The sequence below is a fragment of the Phycicoccus avicenniae genome (assembly GCF_018139485.1).
Classification (GTDB): Bacteria; Actinomycetota; Actinomycetes; order Actinomycetales; family Dermatophilaceae; genus Phycicoccus; species Phycicoccus avicenniae.
Genome location: NZ_JAGSNF010000022.1, coordinates 46,011 through 62,460, shown reverse-complemented (window position 1 = coordinate 62,460; position 16,450 = coordinate 46,011). Strand labels below are relative to the sequence as shown.

General features: G+C 74.2%; 19 protein-coding genes. 5 read left to right on the top strand and 14 right to left on the bottom strand.

What is annotated here, in order from left to right:
- Window positions 1-155: 155 nt before the first annotated feature.
- From KC207_RS15285 to KC207_RS15275, 3 genes are all read right to left on the bottom strand, one after another.
- Window positions 156-560 (bottom strand): DUF3151 domain-containing protein, encoded by a 405-nt coding sequence (locus tag KC207_RS15285; protein ID WP_211604183.1) that lies wholly within the window; start codon window positions 558-560, stop codon window positions 156-158.
- 169 nt (window positions 561-729) lie between these two features.
- Window positions 730-1,767, bottom strand: a complete 1,038-nt coding sequence (fbaA, locus tag KC207_RS15280) for a class II fructose-bisphosphate aldolase (protein ID WP_282958980.1) — start codon at window positions 1,765-1,767, stop codon at window positions 730-732.
- Between the two features lie 88 nt (window positions 1,768-1,855).
- Complete coding sequence (locus tag KC207_RS15275) at window positions 1,856-2,542, bottom strand: hypothetical protein (protein ID WP_211604181.1); 687 nt, start codon at window positions 2,540-2,542, stop codon at window positions 1,856-1,858.
- Between the two features lie 85 nt (window positions 2,543-2,627).
- Between KC207_RS15275 and KC207_RS15270 the strand changes: the two genes are divergently transcribed.
- On the top strand, window positions 2,628-3,935 hold the full coding sequence (locus KC207_RS15270) for an acyltransferase family protein (protein WP_211604180.1): 1,308 nt from the start codon (window positions 2,628-2,630) through the stop codon (window positions 3,933-3,935).
- Here KC207_RS15270 and KC207_RS15265 read toward each other — a convergent pair.
- From KC207_RS15265 to KC207_RS15240, 6 genes are all read right to left on the bottom strand, one after another.
- Window positions 3,889-5,145: an RNA polymerase sigma factor gene (locus tag KC207_RS15265; protein ID WP_211604179.1), complete on the bottom strand. Its 1,257-nt coding sequence runs from the start codon at window positions 5,143-5,145 to the stop codon at window positions 3,889-3,891. The genes KC207_RS15270 and KC207_RS15265 overlap by 47 nt on opposite strands.
- Window positions 5,142-5,507, bottom strand: a complete 366-nt coding sequence (locus KC207_RS15260; RefSeq protein ID WP_211604178.1) for a YciI family protein — start codon at window positions 5,505-5,507, stop codon at window positions 5,142-5,144. Before KC207_RS15260 ends, KC207_RS15265 begins: the two co-directional genes overlap by 4 nt.
- Window positions 5,504-5,884 carry a YciI family protein gene (locus KC207_RS15255; RefSeq protein WP_211604177.1) on the bottom strand — a complete coding sequence of 127 codons (381 nt, stop codon included), beginning with the start codon at window positions 5,882-5,884 and terminating at the stop codon, window positions 5,504-5,506. The genes KC207_RS15260 and KC207_RS15255 overlap by 4 nt, the downstream gene beginning before the upstream one ends.
- Entirely contained in the window at window positions 5,881-6,243 is a 363-nt protein-coding gene (locus KC207_RS15250) for a YciI family protein (protein WP_211604176.1), read from the bottom strand. Before KC207_RS15250 ends, KC207_RS15255 begins: the two co-directional genes overlap by 4 nt.
- 128 nt (window positions 6,244-6,371) lie before the next feature.
- Window positions 6,372-7,427, bottom strand: a complete 1,056-nt coding sequence (locus KC207_RS15245; protein ID WP_211604175.1) for an LLM class flavin-dependent oxidoreductase — start codon at window positions 7,425-7,427, stop codon at window positions 6,372-6,374.
- A 28-nt stretch (window positions 7,428-7,455) separates the two neighbouring features.
- Complete coding sequence (locus KC207_RS15240) at window positions 7,456-8,106, bottom strand: TrmH family RNA methyltransferase (RefSeq protein WP_249138779.1); 651 nt, start codon at window positions 8,104-8,106, stop codon at window positions 7,456-7,458.
- A gap of 49 nt (window positions 8,107-8,155) precedes the next feature.
- On the opposite strand from KC207_RS15240, the gene KC207_RS15235 reads away from it, so the two are divergent.
- A complete protein-coding gene (locus KC207_RS15235; RefSeq protein WP_249138778.1) occupies window positions 8,156-8,806 on the top strand; it encodes a DedA family protein in 651 nt (216 codons plus the stop codon).
- A 32-nt stretch (window positions 8,807-8,838) separates the two neighbouring features.
- Here KC207_RS15235 and KC207_RS15230 read toward each other — a convergent pair whose 3' ends face one another.
- From KC207_RS15230 to KC207_RS15210, 5 genes are read right to left on the bottom strand one after another with little or no spacing between them, the layout of a single operon-like run.
- Entirely contained in the window at window positions 8,839-9,465 is a 627-nt protein-coding gene (locus KC207_RS15230; RefSeq protein WP_211604173.1) for a response regulator, read from the bottom strand.
- Window positions 9,462-10,691, bottom strand: coding sequence for a sensor histidine kinase (locus KC207_RS15225; RefSeq protein WP_211604172.1), 1,230 nt, complete (start codon window positions 10,689-10,691; stop codon window positions 9,462-9,464). Before KC207_RS15225 ends, KC207_RS15230 begins: the two co-directional genes overlap by 4 nt.
- Window positions 10,692-10,729: 38 nt before the next feature.
- Window positions 10,730-11,527, bottom strand: coding sequence for an ABC transporter permease (locus KC207_RS15220; RefSeq protein WP_211604171.1), 798 nt, complete (start codon window positions 11,525-11,527; stop codon window positions 10,730-10,732).
- Complete coding sequence (locus KC207_RS15215; protein ID WP_211604170.1) at window positions 11,524-12,405, bottom strand: ABC transporter ATP-binding protein; 882 nt, start codon at window positions 12,403-12,405, stop codon at window positions 11,524-11,526. Before KC207_RS15215 ends, KC207_RS15220 begins: the two co-directional genes overlap by 4 nt.
- On the bottom strand, window positions 12,402-13,673 hold the full coding sequence (locus KC207_RS15210) for an MFS transporter (RefSeq protein WP_211604169.1): 1,272 nt from the start codon (window positions 13,671-13,673) through the stop codon (window positions 12,402-12,404). Before KC207_RS15210 ends, KC207_RS15215 begins: the two co-directional genes overlap by 4 nt.
- Window positions 13,674-13,722: 49 nt before the next feature.
- Between KC207_RS15210 and KC207_RS15205 the strand changes: the two genes are divergently transcribed.
- The 3 genes from KC207_RS15205 to KC207_RS15195 all read left to right on the top strand — a co-directional run bounded on the left by KC207_RS15205 (window position 13,723) and on the right by KC207_RS15195 (window position 16,446).
- Entirely contained in the window at window positions 13,723-14,304 is a 582-nt protein-coding gene (locus KC207_RS15205) for an ArsR/SmtB family transcription factor (RefSeq protein ID WP_211604168.1), read from the top strand.
- 268 nt (window positions 14,305-14,572) lie between these two features.
- Entirely contained in the window at window positions 14,573-15,004 is a 432-nt protein-coding gene (locus KC207_RS15200) for a universal stress protein (protein WP_211604167.1), read from the top strand.
- A complete protein-coding gene (locus KC207_RS15195; RefSeq protein ID WP_211604166.1) occupies window positions 15,004-16,446 on the top strand; it encodes an alanine/glycine:cation symporter family protein in 1,443 nt (480 codons plus the stop codon). The genes KC207_RS15200 and KC207_RS15195 overlap by 1 nt, the downstream gene beginning before the upstream one ends.
- Window positions 16,447-16,450 lie beyond the last annotated feature (4 nt).

The window sequence follows — 16,450 nt, the reverse complement described above, 5'->3', positions numbered from 1 at the left end:
GGCGAGAGGGAAGCGCCCACCATCCCCGGTGGTCTGCCTTGGCTGTGGAGAGGCCCGGGCGGTCACCGCCCGGGCCTCTCGTTCCGTCCGGAGAGTGCCGCGGACCCTCTGTGCCGCAGGCGGACCCGGTCACGAGGGACGCGCCGGCCGCCCGGTCAGAGCCCGAGCTCGCGGGCTCCCGTCGCGCTCGAGGCCCGGAGGAACTCCGCGCAGCGGTGCCGCTCCTCCTCCTCGCCGATCTCCCCCGCCGCCCGCGACAGCGCCCCGAGCGCCCGCAGGAAGCCGCGGTTCGGCGCGTGCTCCCACGGCACCGGTCCCTGGCCCCGCCACCCGCTGCGACGCAGCGCGTCGAGACCGCGGTGGTAGCCGGTCCGGGCGTACGCGTACCCCTCGACGGTCCGCCCGTCCTCGAGCGCGTCCTCCGCGAGGACCGCCCAGGCGAGCGAGGACCCCGGCGAGGCGGCGGCCACCTCGTCCGGGGCGACGCCGCGCTCGAGGGCGCCGGCGGCCGGGTCGTCCGGGAGGTGGGTGGGCGGGATGCCGAGGAGGTCGGAGCTCATGGACCCAAGCCTAGGAGACACGCGAGGTCCGGCCAGGAGACGACGGCGCCGGGGGGGGCCCGGGGGGCCCCCCCGGCCCGGGGGGCCCCGCGGTCCCCCCGGGGGGCGGGCCCGGTGGCCGCGGCGGGGGGGGGCCCGGGGGGCCCCCCCGGCGCCGTGTCGTCCGCGGTCAGGCCGGGTGGGTCCCCGCCGAGCGGAGGTTCTCGCACGCCTCGACGACGCGCTGGGCCATCGCGGCCTCGGCGACCTTGCCCCACGCGCGCGGGTCGTACTGCTTCTTGTTGCCGACCTCGCCGTCGACCTTCAGCACGCCCGCGTAGTTCTCGAGCATGTAGCCGGCGACCGGACGGGTGAACGCGTACTGGGTGTCCGTGTCGACGTTCATCTTCACGACGCCGTAGTCGACCGCGTCCGAGATCTCCTGCGGCAGCGAGCCGGACCCGCCGTGGAAGACGAGGTGGAACGGCTTGCTGTCGGGTGCGAGGCCGAGCTCTCCGGCCGCGGCCTCCTGGGCGGCCTTGAGGACCTCGGGGCGCAGCTTGACGTTGCCCGGCTTGTAGACGCCGTGCACGTTCCCGAAGGTCAGGGCCGTCATGTAGTAGCCCTTCTCGCCGCCACCGAGCGCCTTGACGGTCGCGACGGCGTCCTCGGGGGTCGAGTAGAGCTTCTCGTTGATCTCGTTCTCGACGCCGTCCTCCTCGCCACCGACGACGCCGACCTCGATCTCGAGGATGACGTTCGCCGCGGCACAGTCGGCGAGCAGCTGCTCGGCGATCTGCAGGTTCTCGTCGAGCGGGGTGGCCGAGCCGTCCCACATGTGCGACTGGAAGATCGGCAGACCGCCGGCCTTGACCCGCTCCGCGGACGCGGCGAGCAGCGGGCGGACGAAGGAGTCGAGCTTGTCCTTGGGGCAGTGGTCGGTGTGGAGCGCGATGTTGACCGGGTAGTTCTTCGCGACCTCCTCGGCGTAGGCGGCGAGCGCCTTCGCGCCGGTGACCATGTCCTTGATCGTCGACCCGGAGGCGTACTCACCGCCGCCGGTCGAGACCTGGATGATGCCGTCGGAGCCGGCCTCGGCGAAGCCGCGGATGGCCGCGGTCACCGTCTGGCTCGACGTGATGTTGATGGCCGGGTAGGCGAACGAGCCGTTCTTGGCCCGGTCGAGCATGTCGGCGTAGACCTCGGGCGTTGCGATGGGCACGCTGATCTCCTTAAGGCGTGACTGTGCCGTACGTCACCGATCCTTCCACGCCTCGGCGGGACGTCCACCCCGGTGTCCACGTGCGGGTGGGACGTCACCGGCCCTCCGGCGGTCGGCCCAGGTCGCCGGCCCGCGGTCCGCCGCAGAACAGCACCGAGAACGGGCGGCAGCCGAGGCCGGTCCGGCTCACCCGGGCCTCCGACCGGACGACGACCCAGGCCTCCCCCGGGGCCGGCGGCGCCGGGCGGTCACCCTCGAGCACGAGCGTCCGGCCGGTCCCGGGCTCGCGCAGGTCGGAGGTGCAGTCGTGCTCCCACGGACGCTCGGCGGTGAGGGCGGCGGCGGGGCCCCGCTGCGCCACGGCGAACGTCCGGGGCTCCGCCCGGTCGGGCGGGTCCGGAATGCCGAGACCCTCGCACGAGTCCCCGACCTCGGTCCCCTCGGGCAGGACGAGGATGGCGACCGCCCGGACGACGCAGACGTCGTCGTAGGACTGCGGGACCCATCCGGCGTCGACGCTCTCGAGCCGGCAGGACAGCTCGGCGAACCGTGCCCGTTCGGCTCCCGTCCCGGTGGCGCGGACGGCGGCGAGCGCGCCGTCGAGAGCGTCCTCGGCGCTCGCGCGGGCGGCGGGCAGTCCGGCGTCCCGCTCGGCGGCCGCGCGGTCGCGGGCGGCGTCGAGCTGCACGAGCCGGACGACGCCGCTCCCGAGGAACAGGCCGACCGGGACGAGGACGACGGCGAGGAGGAGGACGAGGAGCACACGGAGGGGCCGGGACATGCCGACGAGCCTGGCGCGGTGCGGTCCGGCGGACATCGGTAGCGCTACTCAGGCGCCCGTCGCTCCCGCTCGGGACCCTGGACGCATGTCGACCCTCTCCCCCGCCGCCGTCGCCGCGGCCACCCCGACCGACCGCAACCGCGTCGTCGACCTCCTGCGGGTCGCCGCCCTCTCCGTCGTCGTCCTCGGGCACTGGCTCGTCGCGGTGGTCGTCGTCCGCGACGGCGCGCTCGAGACCGGCGCCGTGCTCGACCGGGCGACGTGGACCCACCCGCTGACGTGGGTCTTCCAGGTGATGCCGGTCTTCTTCCTCGTCGGCGGGTACGCCAACGGCCTGTCCTGGCGACGGGCGCGCCAGCGTGGCGACGGCGCGACGGACTGGCTGCGAGCCCGGCTGTGCCGCCTCCTCGTCCCGGTCGTCCCGCTCCTGCTCCTCTGGGTCGGGCTGGTCCTCGTCGCGGACGCCGCGGGGGTCGACCGGGCGGCCCTGCGGACCGCCTCGCAGGTGGCGCTCGTCCCGACGTGGTTCCTCGCGGCGTACGTCGTCGTCTGCGCGCTCGCCCCGCTGACGCTCCGGCTCTGGGAGCGGCACGGGTGGGCGAGCGTCGTCGTCGCCCTGGCGCTCGGCGGGGTCGTCGACGTCGTGAGCCTCACGGTCGGCCCGTGGTGGGTGGGGTTCGCGAACTACGTCGTCGTCTGGGGCGCCGTGCACCAGCTCGGGTACGCCTGGCTCGACGGACGCGTCGGCGGGACCCGTCGCCGGCTCGGGCTCGCCGCCGTCGGTGGTGCCGGCCTCGTCACCCTCGTCGCGCTCGCGCCGTACCCCGTGTCGATGATCGGGCTCGACGGCGCGGCCGTGAACAACTCGTACCCGACCCGCGTCACGCTGGGGTTCCTCGGGCTGCTCCAGGCGGGAGTGGTCCTCGCGGCCGAGCCGGTGCTACGGCGGGTGACGGCGCGCGACCGGGTGTGGTGGCTCACCGTCGTCCTCGGCCGCCGGATGATGAGCGTCTACCTCTGGCACCTCACCGTCATGGTCCTCCTCGTCGGGGCGGCGATGCTGCTCGGCGGGCCGGGCCTGGGTGTCGAGCCGCTGTCCGGGGTCTGGTGGGCGACCCGGCCGCTGTGGTGGGGCGTCCTCGCCGTCGCGACCGCGGGGGTCGTCGCCCTCGTCGGCGCCGCTGAGGACGTCCGGCCGGCGGCCGGTCCGTCCGGGGCCTGGCGGCCGGTCGCCGCGACGGTCCTCGGCTGCGGGGGTCTCGGCGTCATGGCGGCCCGGGGGCTCGTCGGGACCGACGGCCTCTCGTGGTGGTGGGCCCTGCTCCCCCTCGCCGGCGTCGCCCTGCTCAGCGGGCGGACGGCGGGTCGAGCAGCCCGTCCCGCCTGGCGGTGAGGTGGGCTCGCTCGACGGCGTTGCCGCACCGGTCGATCGCGACGGCGAGCGCGGCGACCGCTCCCGGACGATCCCCGAGCCGGGCGAGCAGCTCGCCGCGGACCGCCGGGACCCGGTGGCTCGTCGGGAGGGCCTCGTCGAGTCCCTCGAGCGCCGCGAGGCCCGCGGTCGTGCCGTCCCGCTCGGCGACGGCGACGGCCCGGGCGAGCCGCACGGACGGGGACGGGTTGACGACCGCGAGCGCGTCGTACGCCTCGCAGACCCGGTCCCAGCGCGTCTCCGACGCCGACGGCGCCGTCGCGTGGAGGGCGCCGACCACCGCCTGGAGGCGGTAGGACTCGGTGAGGGGATCCGTCCCGACGGGCACGTCGGCGAGCAGCCCGAGGGCCTCGACGACCTCGTCGTGGTGCCAGCGGTCGCGGTCCTGGTCCGGCAGGAGGACGAGCCGGCCGTCGGGTCCGACGCGGGCGTCGCGTCGCGAGTGCTGCAGGAGCACGAGGGCGAGCAGCGCCCGGAGCACCGGCTCCTCGGGGCGAAGGGCCAGCGTCGTCCGGACGAGGCGCACCGCCTCCCCGGCGAGGTCGGCCCGCAGCAGGTCCGTCCCGGAGCCGGGGGCGTACCCGGCGGTGAACGCGAGGTAGGCGGTCTGCGCGACGGTGCGCATCCGGTCGGGCAGGTCGGCGGCGGCGGGGACGGCGTACGGGATGCCGGCGGCGACGATCTTCTTCTTGCCGCGGGTGAGCCGGGCCGCCATCGTCGCCTCGGGGACGAGGAAGAGCCGGGCGATGTCGGCGGTCGTCACCCCGACGACGAGCCGGAGCGCGAGGGCGCTCGCGACCTCCGGGGCGAGGGCGGGGTGGCAGCACATGAGGACGAGACGCAGGACGTCGTCCTCCACGATCCCGCCGGGGTCGGCCATCGCTCCTCCTCCCGGTCCGCGCTCGGCCTCGACGACGAGCAGCGGCGCCTTCCGCAGCGCCATCGCCTCCGCGCGCAGCCGGTCGAGGACCCGGCGGCGGGCCGCGGTGTGCAGCCACGCCGCCGGGTCGTCGGGGGTGCCGTCGCGGGGCCAGCGGCGCGCGGCGGTCTCGACGGCGTCCGCGAGCGCGTCCTCGACGAGGTCGAGGCGGCGGAACCGGCCGAGCAGGAGCGCGACGAGGCGCCCCCACTCGACCCGGACGACCTGCTCGAGCGCCGCGTCCGGCGTCACGCCGACTCGTACCCCTCGATCCGCAGGACGGGCCGGATCTCCACGGTGTAGGCGGCCGGCAGCAGCCGCCCCGCGGCGATGGCCGTGTCGAGGTCGGGGAGCTCGACGTCGTAGTAGCCACCGACCTGTTCCGCGAGCTCGGCGTAGGGCCCGTCGGTGACGACCCGCTCCCCGCCCGTCCCCGGAGAGAGGGTCGTCGCGGTGTCGGCGTCGCACAGGGCGCCGCTCGACAGCCGCGTCCCGTGCTCGTCGACGTACCGCTCGAAGGCGTGGTGGGCGTCGAAGTACGTCTGCCGCTCGGCCTCGTCGGCCCGCTCCCAGTCCCCGGGGCGGTAGGCGACGAGGACGACGTAGCGCGTCACGACGCACCGCCGTGGTCGTGCTCGCCGTCGGCCACCATGTCGCGCAGCTCGATGAGCTCGCCGCGGGCGGAGAACTCGGTGCAGATGCGGACGAGGTCGTCGCGGTCCGGGCTGTCGACGAGGTAGAAGCCGACCATCTGCTCGACGGACTCGAGGAACGGGCCGTCGGTCACGAGCGCGCCCCCGGAGCCGTCGGGACGCATCGAGACGGCCTCGGCCGACGGGGTGAGGGGGCCGGCGACGACGATCGAGTGTCCGCCGGCGGCGAGGTCGCGGTGGAACTGCTGATGGCTGCGCATCCCCTTCTCGTGCTCCTCGGGCGGCAGCCGCGCCCACTCGGCCTCGGGAGCGGGCAGCAGGACGAGGTGACGGCTCATGAGGGACGGTCCTCCGGGGTGACGGTGCGGCGGACCTCGACGCCGTCCCCGACGGCCGCGATGATGCGGCAGCAGTCGAGGAGGTCGTCGAGGTCCTCGGACTCCACCTGGTAGAAGCCGCCGACCTGCTCGGCCGTCTCGGTGAACGGCCCGTCGGTGACGGGCCCGCCACCCGGTGGGATGCGCTTGGCCTCGCCCGTCGCGTGCAGCTCGGCGCCACCGGTGATCCGGTGGCCGCGTCGCGACAGCTCCTCGGCGAAGCGGGTGTACTCGGCGTAGCCGGCGACCCGCTGGTCGCGGTCCATGGTGGTCCACCAGCGGTCGGCGTCACCGACGATGAGGACGACGTACTCGGTCATCTCGTGCTCCTCGGGTCCGGGCCGCGCGCGTCGCGGCCTCACCCCCGTGACGATCGGGACCGGCCGCTCTCGACAGGTCTACCGGACTTTCGTCGTCGGCGGACCCGAAGAGGGCGTCGGGCGGTCCGTCAGGACAGCGCGTCGGCGAGGAGGGCGAGGGTCCGCTCGCGCGCCGGCGCGCTGTCCGGGGCCGTCCCGGCGAGGGCACCCGCGACGGGGTGGACCATGACCTCGTCGACCGCGAACGTCGCGGCGAGGTCCCGGACCCGGCGGGCCGCCTCGTCCGGCGTCCCGACGACCCAGCGCTCGAGCATCTGGTCCGCGAGGTCGGCGTGGGCGGGCGCGAGCGGGGCGGCCTCCGCCTCCTCGACGAGCGGGAGCGGGGTGAGCGGCTGCCCGGTGCGGAGGGTGACCATCTGGCGCAGGTTCGGCTCGGCGAGCCGCCGCGCCTCCTCCGCGGTCGGAGCGACGACGACGTTGACCGTGAGCAGCGTGCGCGGGTCCGGGTTCGCCTCGGACGGCTCGTAGCCGTCCCGGTAGAGCGCGAGCGCCTCCGCCGTGCCCCGGCCCGAGAAGTGGTGCGCGAAGACGTACGGCATCCCCCGCGAGGCGGCGAGGCGGGCCGAGTAGTCCGACGAGCCGAGCAGCCAGATCGTCGGCGTCGACGTCGCCCGGGGCGTCGCCCGCAGCACGTGGTCGCCGCTCGGCAGCCGCAGCGCGGCGCCCTCGGGCGACATCATCGCGAGGACCTGGTCGACGTGGTCGGGGAAGCGGTCGACGGCGTCGGCCTCCACGCCGCCACCCCCGCTGCGCAGCGCCCACGACGTGACCGGGTCGGTCCCGGGCGCCCGCCCGATGCCGAGGTCGACCCGGCCGGGGAAGGCGGCCTCGAGGAGGGCGACCTGCTCGGCGACGACGAGCGGGGCGTGGTTGGGGAGCATGACGCCGCCCGAGCCGACCCGGATGCGCTCGGTGACTCCGGCGACCATCGCCATGAGGACCGGCGGGTTCGTCGCCGCGACGGCCGGCATGTTGTGGTGCTCGGCGAGCCAGTAGCCCTCGTACCCGTGGGCGTCGGCGACCCGGGCGAGGGACCGGGTCGCGGCGAGGGCGTCGCCGCTGGTCTGGTCGGTGCGGACCGGGACGAGGTCGAGGACGGACAGGGTCGGGCTCGGGGTGCTCACCCCTGGCTCAGCGGCGGCCGGCGGGCGGCTATTCCGGGGCCGGCCGCACGGGCTGGTCGAAGACGTGCCGCCGCACCCAGGCGTGCATCGCGACCGCGGCCGCAGCGCCGGCGTTGATGGAGCGGGTCGAGCCGAACTGGGCGATGTGGAGGACGACGTCGCACGCCTCCTGCATCGCCGGGGTGAGCCCGTCGCCCTCCTGGCCGAAGACGAGGACGCACGCGCGCGGCAGATCGTGGGTCTCGAGCGCGACCGACCCCGGGACGTTGTCGACCCCGACGAGCGGCAGGCGGTCGCCTCCCGCCCCGGCCGCGGCCGCCCACGCGACGAGCGCCGCGGCGTCCGGGTGGTGGTGCTCGTGCTGGTAGCGGTCCGTGACCATCGCCCCGCGGCGGTTCCAGCGACGCCGGCCGACGACGTGGAAGGCGGCGACGTTCATCGCGTTCGCCGTCCGCACGACCGAGCCGATGTTGAGGTCGTGGCCCCAGTTCTCGATCGCGACGTGGACCGGGTGACGGCGGGTGTCGAGGTCGGCGACGACGGCGTCCATCCGCCAGTAGCGGTACCGGTCGACGACGTTGCGGCGGTCCCCGTCCCGCAGCAGGTCCGGGTCCCAGTGGTCTCCGTCGGGCCACGACCCCTCCCACGGCCCGACCCCGACCTGCCGCTCCTCGTCCACGACGCGAGGGTAGGCGAACGGTGTCCGTGGCCCCGCATACTCTGGAGGAGTGATCCCCACCCTCGGTCCGCAGTGGCTGCAGCCCGAGTACCTCCTCGACACCTACGGCGAGGCGTTCCTGTGGATCGCCGTCCTCATCGTCTTCGTCGAGTGCGGCCTCTTCTTCCCCTTCCTGCCGGGCGACATCCTCCTGTTCATGACCGGCATCTTCATCGCGAACGGCCGGCTCGAGGACCACCTCCTCGTCGCGATGGGCGCCCTCGTCCTCGCCGCCATCGGGGGCAACGTCGCCGGCTACGAGATCGGCAGACGGGCCGGCGCGCCGCTGCGAGAACGCGACGGCCGCATCGTCAAGCGCCAGCACATCGCCCGCACCGAGGTCTTCTTCGACCGCTACGGCGCGGCGGCGCTCGTCCTCGCCCGCTTCGTGCCCGTCGTCCGCACGTACATCACCGTCGTCGCGGGCGTGAGCCGGATGCACCGCCGGTTCTTCCTCACGTGGTCCTTCGTCGGGGCGCTCGTCTGGGTCGTCGGCATCACCCTCGTCGGCTACCTGCTCGGCGGCGTCCCGTGGGTGCGCGACCACCCGGACCTCGCGGTGCTCGTCTTCGTCGTCGTGACGAGCATCCCGATCGTCGTCGAGTACCTGCGCCACCGCAACGACGCCCCGCTGTCCGAGGACGCCGCCGAGGCGTCCTGACCGACGAGGGGCGACCGGCCCCGACCGACGGGTCAGGACAGGTCGACGAGACCCCGCCGGTGCGCCTCGGCGACGGCCGCGGTCCGGTCCGCCACCCCGAGCTTCGCGAAGGCCCGCACGAGGTGGGTCTTGACCGTCGCCTCCCCGATGAAGAGCGACCGGCCGATCTCGGCGTTCGACAGGCCCCGGCCGACGAGGGCGAGCACCTCGACCTCGCGGCCGGTGAGGTCCGTCCCGGCGGGAGCCCGCAGCCGCTCGGCGAGCCGGGCGGCGACGGGAGGCGCGAGGACGGTCTCGCCCCGGGCGGCCCGCCGGATCGCGTCCGTGAGCACCGCCGTCGGGGCGTCCTTGAGGAGGTAGCCCCGGGCGCCGGCCTCGACGGCCCGGACGATGTCGGCGTCGGTGTCGTACGTCGTGAGGACGAGGACCTGCGGCGGGTCTGGCAGGGCGCCGATCCGCCGCGTCGCCTCGGCACCGTCGAGCACCGGCATCCGCAGGTCCATGAGGACGACGTCCGGGGCGAGCCGGGGGAGCACCGCGAGCGCCTCCGCCCCGTCCGCTGCCTCGCCGACGACCTCGAGGTCCGCCTCCTCGCCGAGCACCGCGACCATCCCTGCGCGCACGACGGGGTGGTCGTCGACGACGAGCAGGCGGATCACCGCGGCACCTCGAGGGTGAGCGTCGTGCCCGCGCCCGGCCCGCTGAGCAGGTCGACGCGGCCACCGACCTGCGCGGCCCGGGCGCGGACCCCGTCGAGCCCGAAGCCCCGGTGGTCCGTGTCCGCGTCGAAGCCGCAGCCGTCGTCCGCGACGGACAGGACGACCCGCTCCGGCCGGTAGCTGAGGGCGACCGCGACGTGTCCGGCGCCCGCGTGCCGTCGCACGTTGGCGAGCGCCTCCTGCGCGGTCCGCAGGACGACGACCTCGGCGGCGCCGCCGAGCGGTGCCGGCTCCCCGTCGACCCGCACCTCGGTCCGCAGCCCGGTCTCCCGGCCGACGGCGTCGCCGAGCCGGACGAGGGCCTCGGCGAGGCTGCGGGACTGCAGGTGCCCCGGGGTGAGCTCGGCCACGATGAGCCGGGCCTCGGCGAGGTTGTCGGTCGCGGTGCGTTCGACGAGGGCGAGCCGCTCCCGCGCGGTGTCGACGTCGCCGCGGGCGAGCGCGGCGTCGGCGGCCCGGCTCAGGGTGACGACGGAGGTGAATCCCTGCGCGAGGGTGTCGTGGATCTCCCGCGAGATGCGCTCGCGCTCGTCCTGGACGCCGCGGTCCCGCTCGACCGCCGCGAGCCGGGCCTGGGTCGCCCGGAGCTCGTCGATCGTCGTGGCCCGGGCGTCGGCCTCGCCGACGATCCGGTGGATGAACAGGCCGAGGGCCAGGCTCACCCCGAGCGAGATGACGGAGGACACGACGATCGGGCCGAAGGTTCCGTCGTCGTAGCCGCTCTGGACGTACCGCGTGACCCCGAAGGCCGTGAGGGTGAGGACGGTTCCGGCGACCGCCTGTCGCGCCGAGAGCATCGCCCACATCTGCGGGTAGAGGACGAAGTAGAGCATCCAGGCCTCGGTGCCCGGGTCGAGCCACTGGACCGCGACGAGGAGGGTCCAGGCGAGGACCTGGTACGCGAGACCGGCGCGACGGTCGTCCCGCAGCCCCCGCACCCCGAGGCCCGCGTACGCCCCTCCGATGACGAGGAGGAGGACCGGGGAGACCCACCGGCCGTGCGGCCCCGGGTCGTCGAGGACCGCGACGACGAGCGCCGCCCCGAGGACGACGACGAAGAGGCCGTGCCACCACGGCAGCTGGCGGTGCCACCACGCGTCGAGGGCGCCGCTGGACGAGCCCTCGGGCCGTTCGCAGCCGTCGGTCTCGGTCGCCGTCGCGCTCACGCTTCCATCGTCGCGCGTGGGGACCGGCGGCGCAGCCGTCACACACTCCCCCGTTTCGTCCACCGGAAGGTCGTGACACAGAGCACGAGCCCGACGACCGACCACGCCGCGAGGACGAGGAGGGTCCGGCCGGTCTCCCACGACCCCGCCATCTCGAGCCCGACCATGCCCTCGGGGTAGAACACCGACCGCATCCCCTGGGCGATCCACTTGAGCGGGAAGAGCGCGGCGACCTGCTGGAGCCATCCCGGGATGCTGTCCCAGCCGATGTAGACCCCGGAGATGAACTGCAGGACGAGGATCGGGCCGATGACGACGGCGCCGATCGCCCGCGACGTCGCGAGCGAGGAGTAGGCGACGCCGAGGACCGTCCCGCTGAGCACCCCGAGGGCGAAGACGCCGGCGAAGACGGCCCACCGGTCGGCGCCCGTCGGCATCGGGACGTCGTAGACGAGGCGGGCGACGGCGAGGAGCAGGACCAGCTGGGCCAGCGAGGTCACCGCGACGAGGCCGACCTTGCCGAGGAAGTAGGCGACGGGCGGCATCGGGGTGGCGCGCAGCCGCTTGAGGCTGCCGTCGTCCCGCTCGGTCGCGACCGACAGGGCCATCGTCTGGAAGGACGTGAGGAGCACGCCGGCCGCGATCATCCCGGGCAGGAAGAAGCGCGACGCCGACATCTGCGAGCCCCCGTCCTCGAACTGGGCGCCGAAGACGGTCGAGAAGAGGGCGAGCAGGAGGATCGGGAAGAGGAAGGAGAAGAAGACCGACTCCTTCTCCCTCGAGTACATCCGCAGCTCGACGGCGGTGCGGTCGAGCCCGAGGGCGAGCGTCGTCATGCGGGGACCTCCGTGGCGGCGACCGGGTCGGCCGCGTCGACGTGCGGGGCGATGAGCGAGAGGTAGGTGTCCTCGAGGCTCGGCCGGGTGACGGTGAGCCCGGGCACCTCCCCGGCGAACCGGGCGGCCAGGGCGGAGACCTCGGTGGTGGGCGTGGTCGTGCGCCGGGTGCGTCGCTCGCCGCCCTCCTCCCACGAGACCGTGGCCTCCGCGCCCTGCCGACCGCCGAGAGCCGCGGGGGTGTCGAGCGCGAGCAGCCGGCCGGCCGCGATGACGCCGACCCGGTCGGCGAGGTGCTCGGCCTCGTCGAGGTAGTGGGTCGTGAGGAGGATCGTCGTGCCGTCGTGCGCGAGGGAGCGGATGAGTCCCCAGAAGTCGCGCCGGGCCTGCGGGTCGAACCCCGTCGTCGGCTCGTCGAGGAAGAGCAGGTCGGGCCGGCCGACGATGCCCAGGGCGACGTCGAGGCGGCGACGCTGGCCCCCGGACAGGCCGACCGTCCGGTCGTCGGCCTTCGCGGTGAGCCCCGTGAGGTCGAGGACCTCGTCGACGTCGCGGGGCCGGCGGTAGCTCTTCGCGGCACTGCGCAGGACCTCGCGGGGCGTGAGCAGGTCGAGCCCGCCGGTCGACTGCAGGACGATGCCGATGCGGTCGCGCCAGGCGCGCGGCGCCCGGTGCGGGTCGGTGCCGAGGACGCTCACGTCCCCGGCGTCCCGCGACCGGAACCCCTCGAGGATCTCGACCGTCGTCGTCTTGCCGGCCCCGTTGGGGCCGAGGAGCGAGAACACCTCGCCGGCCCGGACGTCGAGGTCGAGGTCGTCGACGGCGCGGTGCGTGCCGTACGTCTTGCGCAGACCTCGGATGCGGATGGCCTCTGTCATGCCTCCAGGGTGGTGGCCGCGACCGCGTCGGTCGAGACCCGGGCGGTGGATCCACGGTCCATCGACCGGTGGACGAGCCACGCCGCGACGAGCGCGACCAGCACGCCTGTGACACCGGCGACGACGTAGAGCGTGCGCGGGCCGGCGACGGCGCTGACGACCCCACCGGCGACGAGGGCCAGGGCGGAGGCCGCCCGGGAGAGGCCGCCCACGAGGGCGAGGACCGACCCGCGGTGGTCCGCGGCGAGCTCGTCGAGGACGAGGGCGACCACGAGGGCGTTGACGAGCCCGAGGACGAGACCCAGCCCGGCGCCGAGGACGAGGTAGACGAGGAGGCCCGGTGCGAGCCCCTGTCCGACCTGGACCAGCCCGAGCAGGCCGACGCCGCCGAGGACGGCACGGGTGCGCGAGGCCCGGCGCGTCAGCGAGCCACCGAGCACCGCCCCGAGCACCGCACTGCCGCCGGTCACGGCCTCGGCGAGCCCGTACTGCGCCGCACTCGCCCCGAGGACGTCCCGGACGAGGAAGACCTCCGCGACGTTCACCGACTCCAGCGCGACGATCATCGGCAGGAGCGACAGGACGAGGACGAGCAGGACGCGGTCGGTCCGCAGCTCCCTGAGCCCGTCGCCGGGGAGGATCGACGCCGTCCAGCGCCGGGCTGCCCCGCCCGGTCGTGGCCGCGGGCGGGCGGCACGGGGAAGGGTCAGCGCCACTGCGGCGAGACCGAGGAAGGTCAGGGCGTCGAGGACGAGCGCGGTCGAGGGTCCGTGCCACTGGACGAGGACCCCGCCGACGGCGGCCCCCGCGGGACCGGCCACGCCGCGGAGGGACTGCTGGAGGGCCACGACCCGCCCGGCGCCGCCGGGTGGGACGAGCCGGGGCACGATCGCGCTCCACGTCGGGTGGCCGAGGGCGAAGGCGGTCTGGAGGACGAGGACGAGGACGACGGTCGCCACGACCCCGCTCACGACGGCGAGGCCGAGCGCGGCGCCGGTCTGGACGAGGGCCGTCGCCACGAGGACACGACGCGGGTCGGCCCGGTCGGCGAGGGCACCGGCGGGACCCATCGTGAGCACGACCGGCAGGGCGAAGGCGAGGAGCAGGACGGAGACCGCCCACGGCCCGCGCTCGCTCGCGTGGGCCCGCAGGACGAGCGCGACCATCGCCGCCGAGTCCCCGAGGACACTCACCGCCGCGGCGGCGAGGAGCAGGCGGACGGTGCGGTCCCGCAGCACCGTCGCGTACTCGTGAAGTATCTGTTTCACATTTGTGAAGGTAGTGCTTCACGAATCCCTGGTCAACTAGCCTGGCGCCATGGCACGCGTTGCGCGGGACGAGGACGGCCGCTCCGAGCTGCGGATCACCGACCCTCGGGCGTTGCGGGCACTCGCCCACCCGGCGCGTCAGCGCGTCATCACCGAGCTCTTCTCCGGCGAGGTCCTCACCGCCACCGAGGCGGCCCGGCTCGTCGGCCTCAGCCCGTCGGCGACGAGCTACCACCTCCGCGCCCTCGAGCGGTGGGGCATCGTCGAGCGGGACGAGAGCAGCGACGGCCGCGAGCGACCGTGGCGCGCCACCGCGTCGTCGATCACCGTGACGCCGGACGCGCACCGGGCGGCCGGCGTCGACTCCAGCCGAACCTCGGTCCACGCGTGGTTCGGCGACCTCGGGGACGACCTCGACCGGTTGGCGGCGTCGGTCGCCGCCGGCGACGAGCACGGGATGACCGCACGCGGACGGCTCTGGCTCACCGACGACGAGGAGACCGAGATCCGCGAGCGGCTCCAGGAGGTCGTCCGCTCCTTCCGCGGGCGGACCCGGCGCGAGCACCCCGAGGGAGCGCGCCCCTGGAACGTCTACGCCCTGCTCCTCCCGGCGCAGTCGCCGAAGGCCTGACCCAGCGGGCCGACCGCGGGGTCGAGGGGTCACGACGCGCCGCGGCGACGCCCGCCGGTACGGCGCGTCGTGGCCTCCCGACGGTGCCGGGCACCGCCGGGGCGGGCCCCCACGCCGCGGGTCCGGGGTCGGGAAACCGGCACTCGCGCACCCCGATGGACGAGACGGCGGCGCAAACTCGCGGCGCGTGGGTTATGGCGCACATCACGCGAGCGGTCTAGGGTCATCGGCACTCATACGGATCGAGGGACCGGGAGGGCCCAACACCATGGAGACCGTCGTCGTCGGCGTCGACAACAGCGACGTCTCCACCCGAGCGGTGGAGTTCGCTGTCGATCGCGCCCAGAAGAACGACTGGAAGGTGGTGCTGGTCCACGTCATCCCGTGGTCCCCGTACTCCTTCCAGACCCCCACGGAGAACGAGCACCGACAGCGGGAGAAGGTCAACGAGACCAACGCCGCCAAGGAGCAGATCCTCGTCCCCATGGCGAAGATCGCCGAGGAGGGCGGCGTGGCCCACGAGGAGATCGTCACCCACGGCAAGCCCTCCGACACCATGAGCGACCTCGCCACCAAGCACGGCGCGGTCCACCTCATCGTCGGCCGGACCGGTGACGGCGGCCTGCGCGAGGCCGTGTTCGGTTCCGTCGCCAGCCGGCTCGTCCAGCAAGCCAAGATCCCCGTGACGGTGGTGCCCTGATGAACATCGCAGATGGTTTCGAGTCCTTCGCCAACGGCGTCGGCAACGTCGTCTTCTACTCCGTCACCGTGGCCGGTGCCAGCCTCCCGCTCATCGTGGTGTGGCTCGTCATCGCCGGGACCTTCTTCACGATCTACCTCGGCTTCATGCAGGTGCGCGGCCCCCGCCTGGCCGTCGACCTCGTCCGGGGCAAGTACACCCAGCCCGACGAGGTCGGCGAGGTGTCGCACTTCCAGGCCCTCGCGACCGCCGTGTCCGGCACCGTCGGCCTCGGCAACATCGCCGGTGTCGCCATCGCCATCTCGCTCGGCGGCCCGGGCGCGACGTTCTGGATGATCCTCGCGGGCCTGCTCGGCATGGCGACGAAGATGGCCGAGTGCATGCTCGGGGTGAAGTACCGCAACGAGCACAGCGACGGCACCGTGTCCGGCGGCCCGATGTACTACCTCAAGAAGGGCCTCGCCGAGCGCGGCATGGGCGGTCTCGGCAGCGTCCTCGCCGTCCTCTTCGCGATCTTCATGATCGGTGGCGCGCTCGGTGGCGGGAACATGTTCCAGTCGAACCAGGCGACCGCCCAGATCGTCGACGTCACCGGTGGCGACGACGGCTTCCTCGGCAGCAACCCGTGGATCATCGGCGTCCTCTTCGCCATCGCCGCGGGCCTGGTCATCATCGGCGGCGTCAAGAGCATCGCCCGCGTCACGGAGAAGATCGTCCCGTTCATGGCGGTCCTCTACCTCGTCGCCTCGCTCATCGTCATCCTGTGGAACGTCACGGCGCTGCCGGACGCCATCGGGGCGATCTTCTCGGGCGCCTTCAGCCCCGAGGGTGTCGCAGGCGGCGCGATCGGTGCGCTCATCGTCGGCTTCCAGCGGGCGGCGTTCTCGAACGAGGCGGGCCTCGGCTCGGCGTCGGTCGCGCACTCCGCGGTGAAGACGAAGGAGCCCGCGACCGAGGGCTTCGTCGCGATGCTCGAGCCGTTCATCGACACCGTCGTCATCTGCACGCTCACCGCTCTGACGATCGTCATCACGGGGACCTACCAGAACCCGGACGCCTCGGAGCTCGGCGGCGTCGCCCTGACCTCCGACTCGTTCGAGACGGTGCTGCCGTGGTTCCCGACGGTCCTCGCGCTCGCCGTCGTGCTCTTCGCGTTCTCGACGATGATCAGCTGGGCGTACTACGGGATGAAGGCCACGGGCTACCTCTTCGGCGACAACTTCGCCGCGGAGCAGGGCTTCAAGGTCGTCTTCCTCATCGCGACGATCCTCGGCTCGGTCGTGGCGCTCGACCCGGTCATCCTCGTGTCCGACTCGATGATCTTCCTCATGAGCCTGCCGAACATCATCGGGCTCTACCTGCTCGCGCCGGTCATCCGGAAGGAGATCCACGGGTACCTCTCGCGGGTCCAGTCCGGTGAGGTGCAGAAGGTCAAGGTCTGACCGA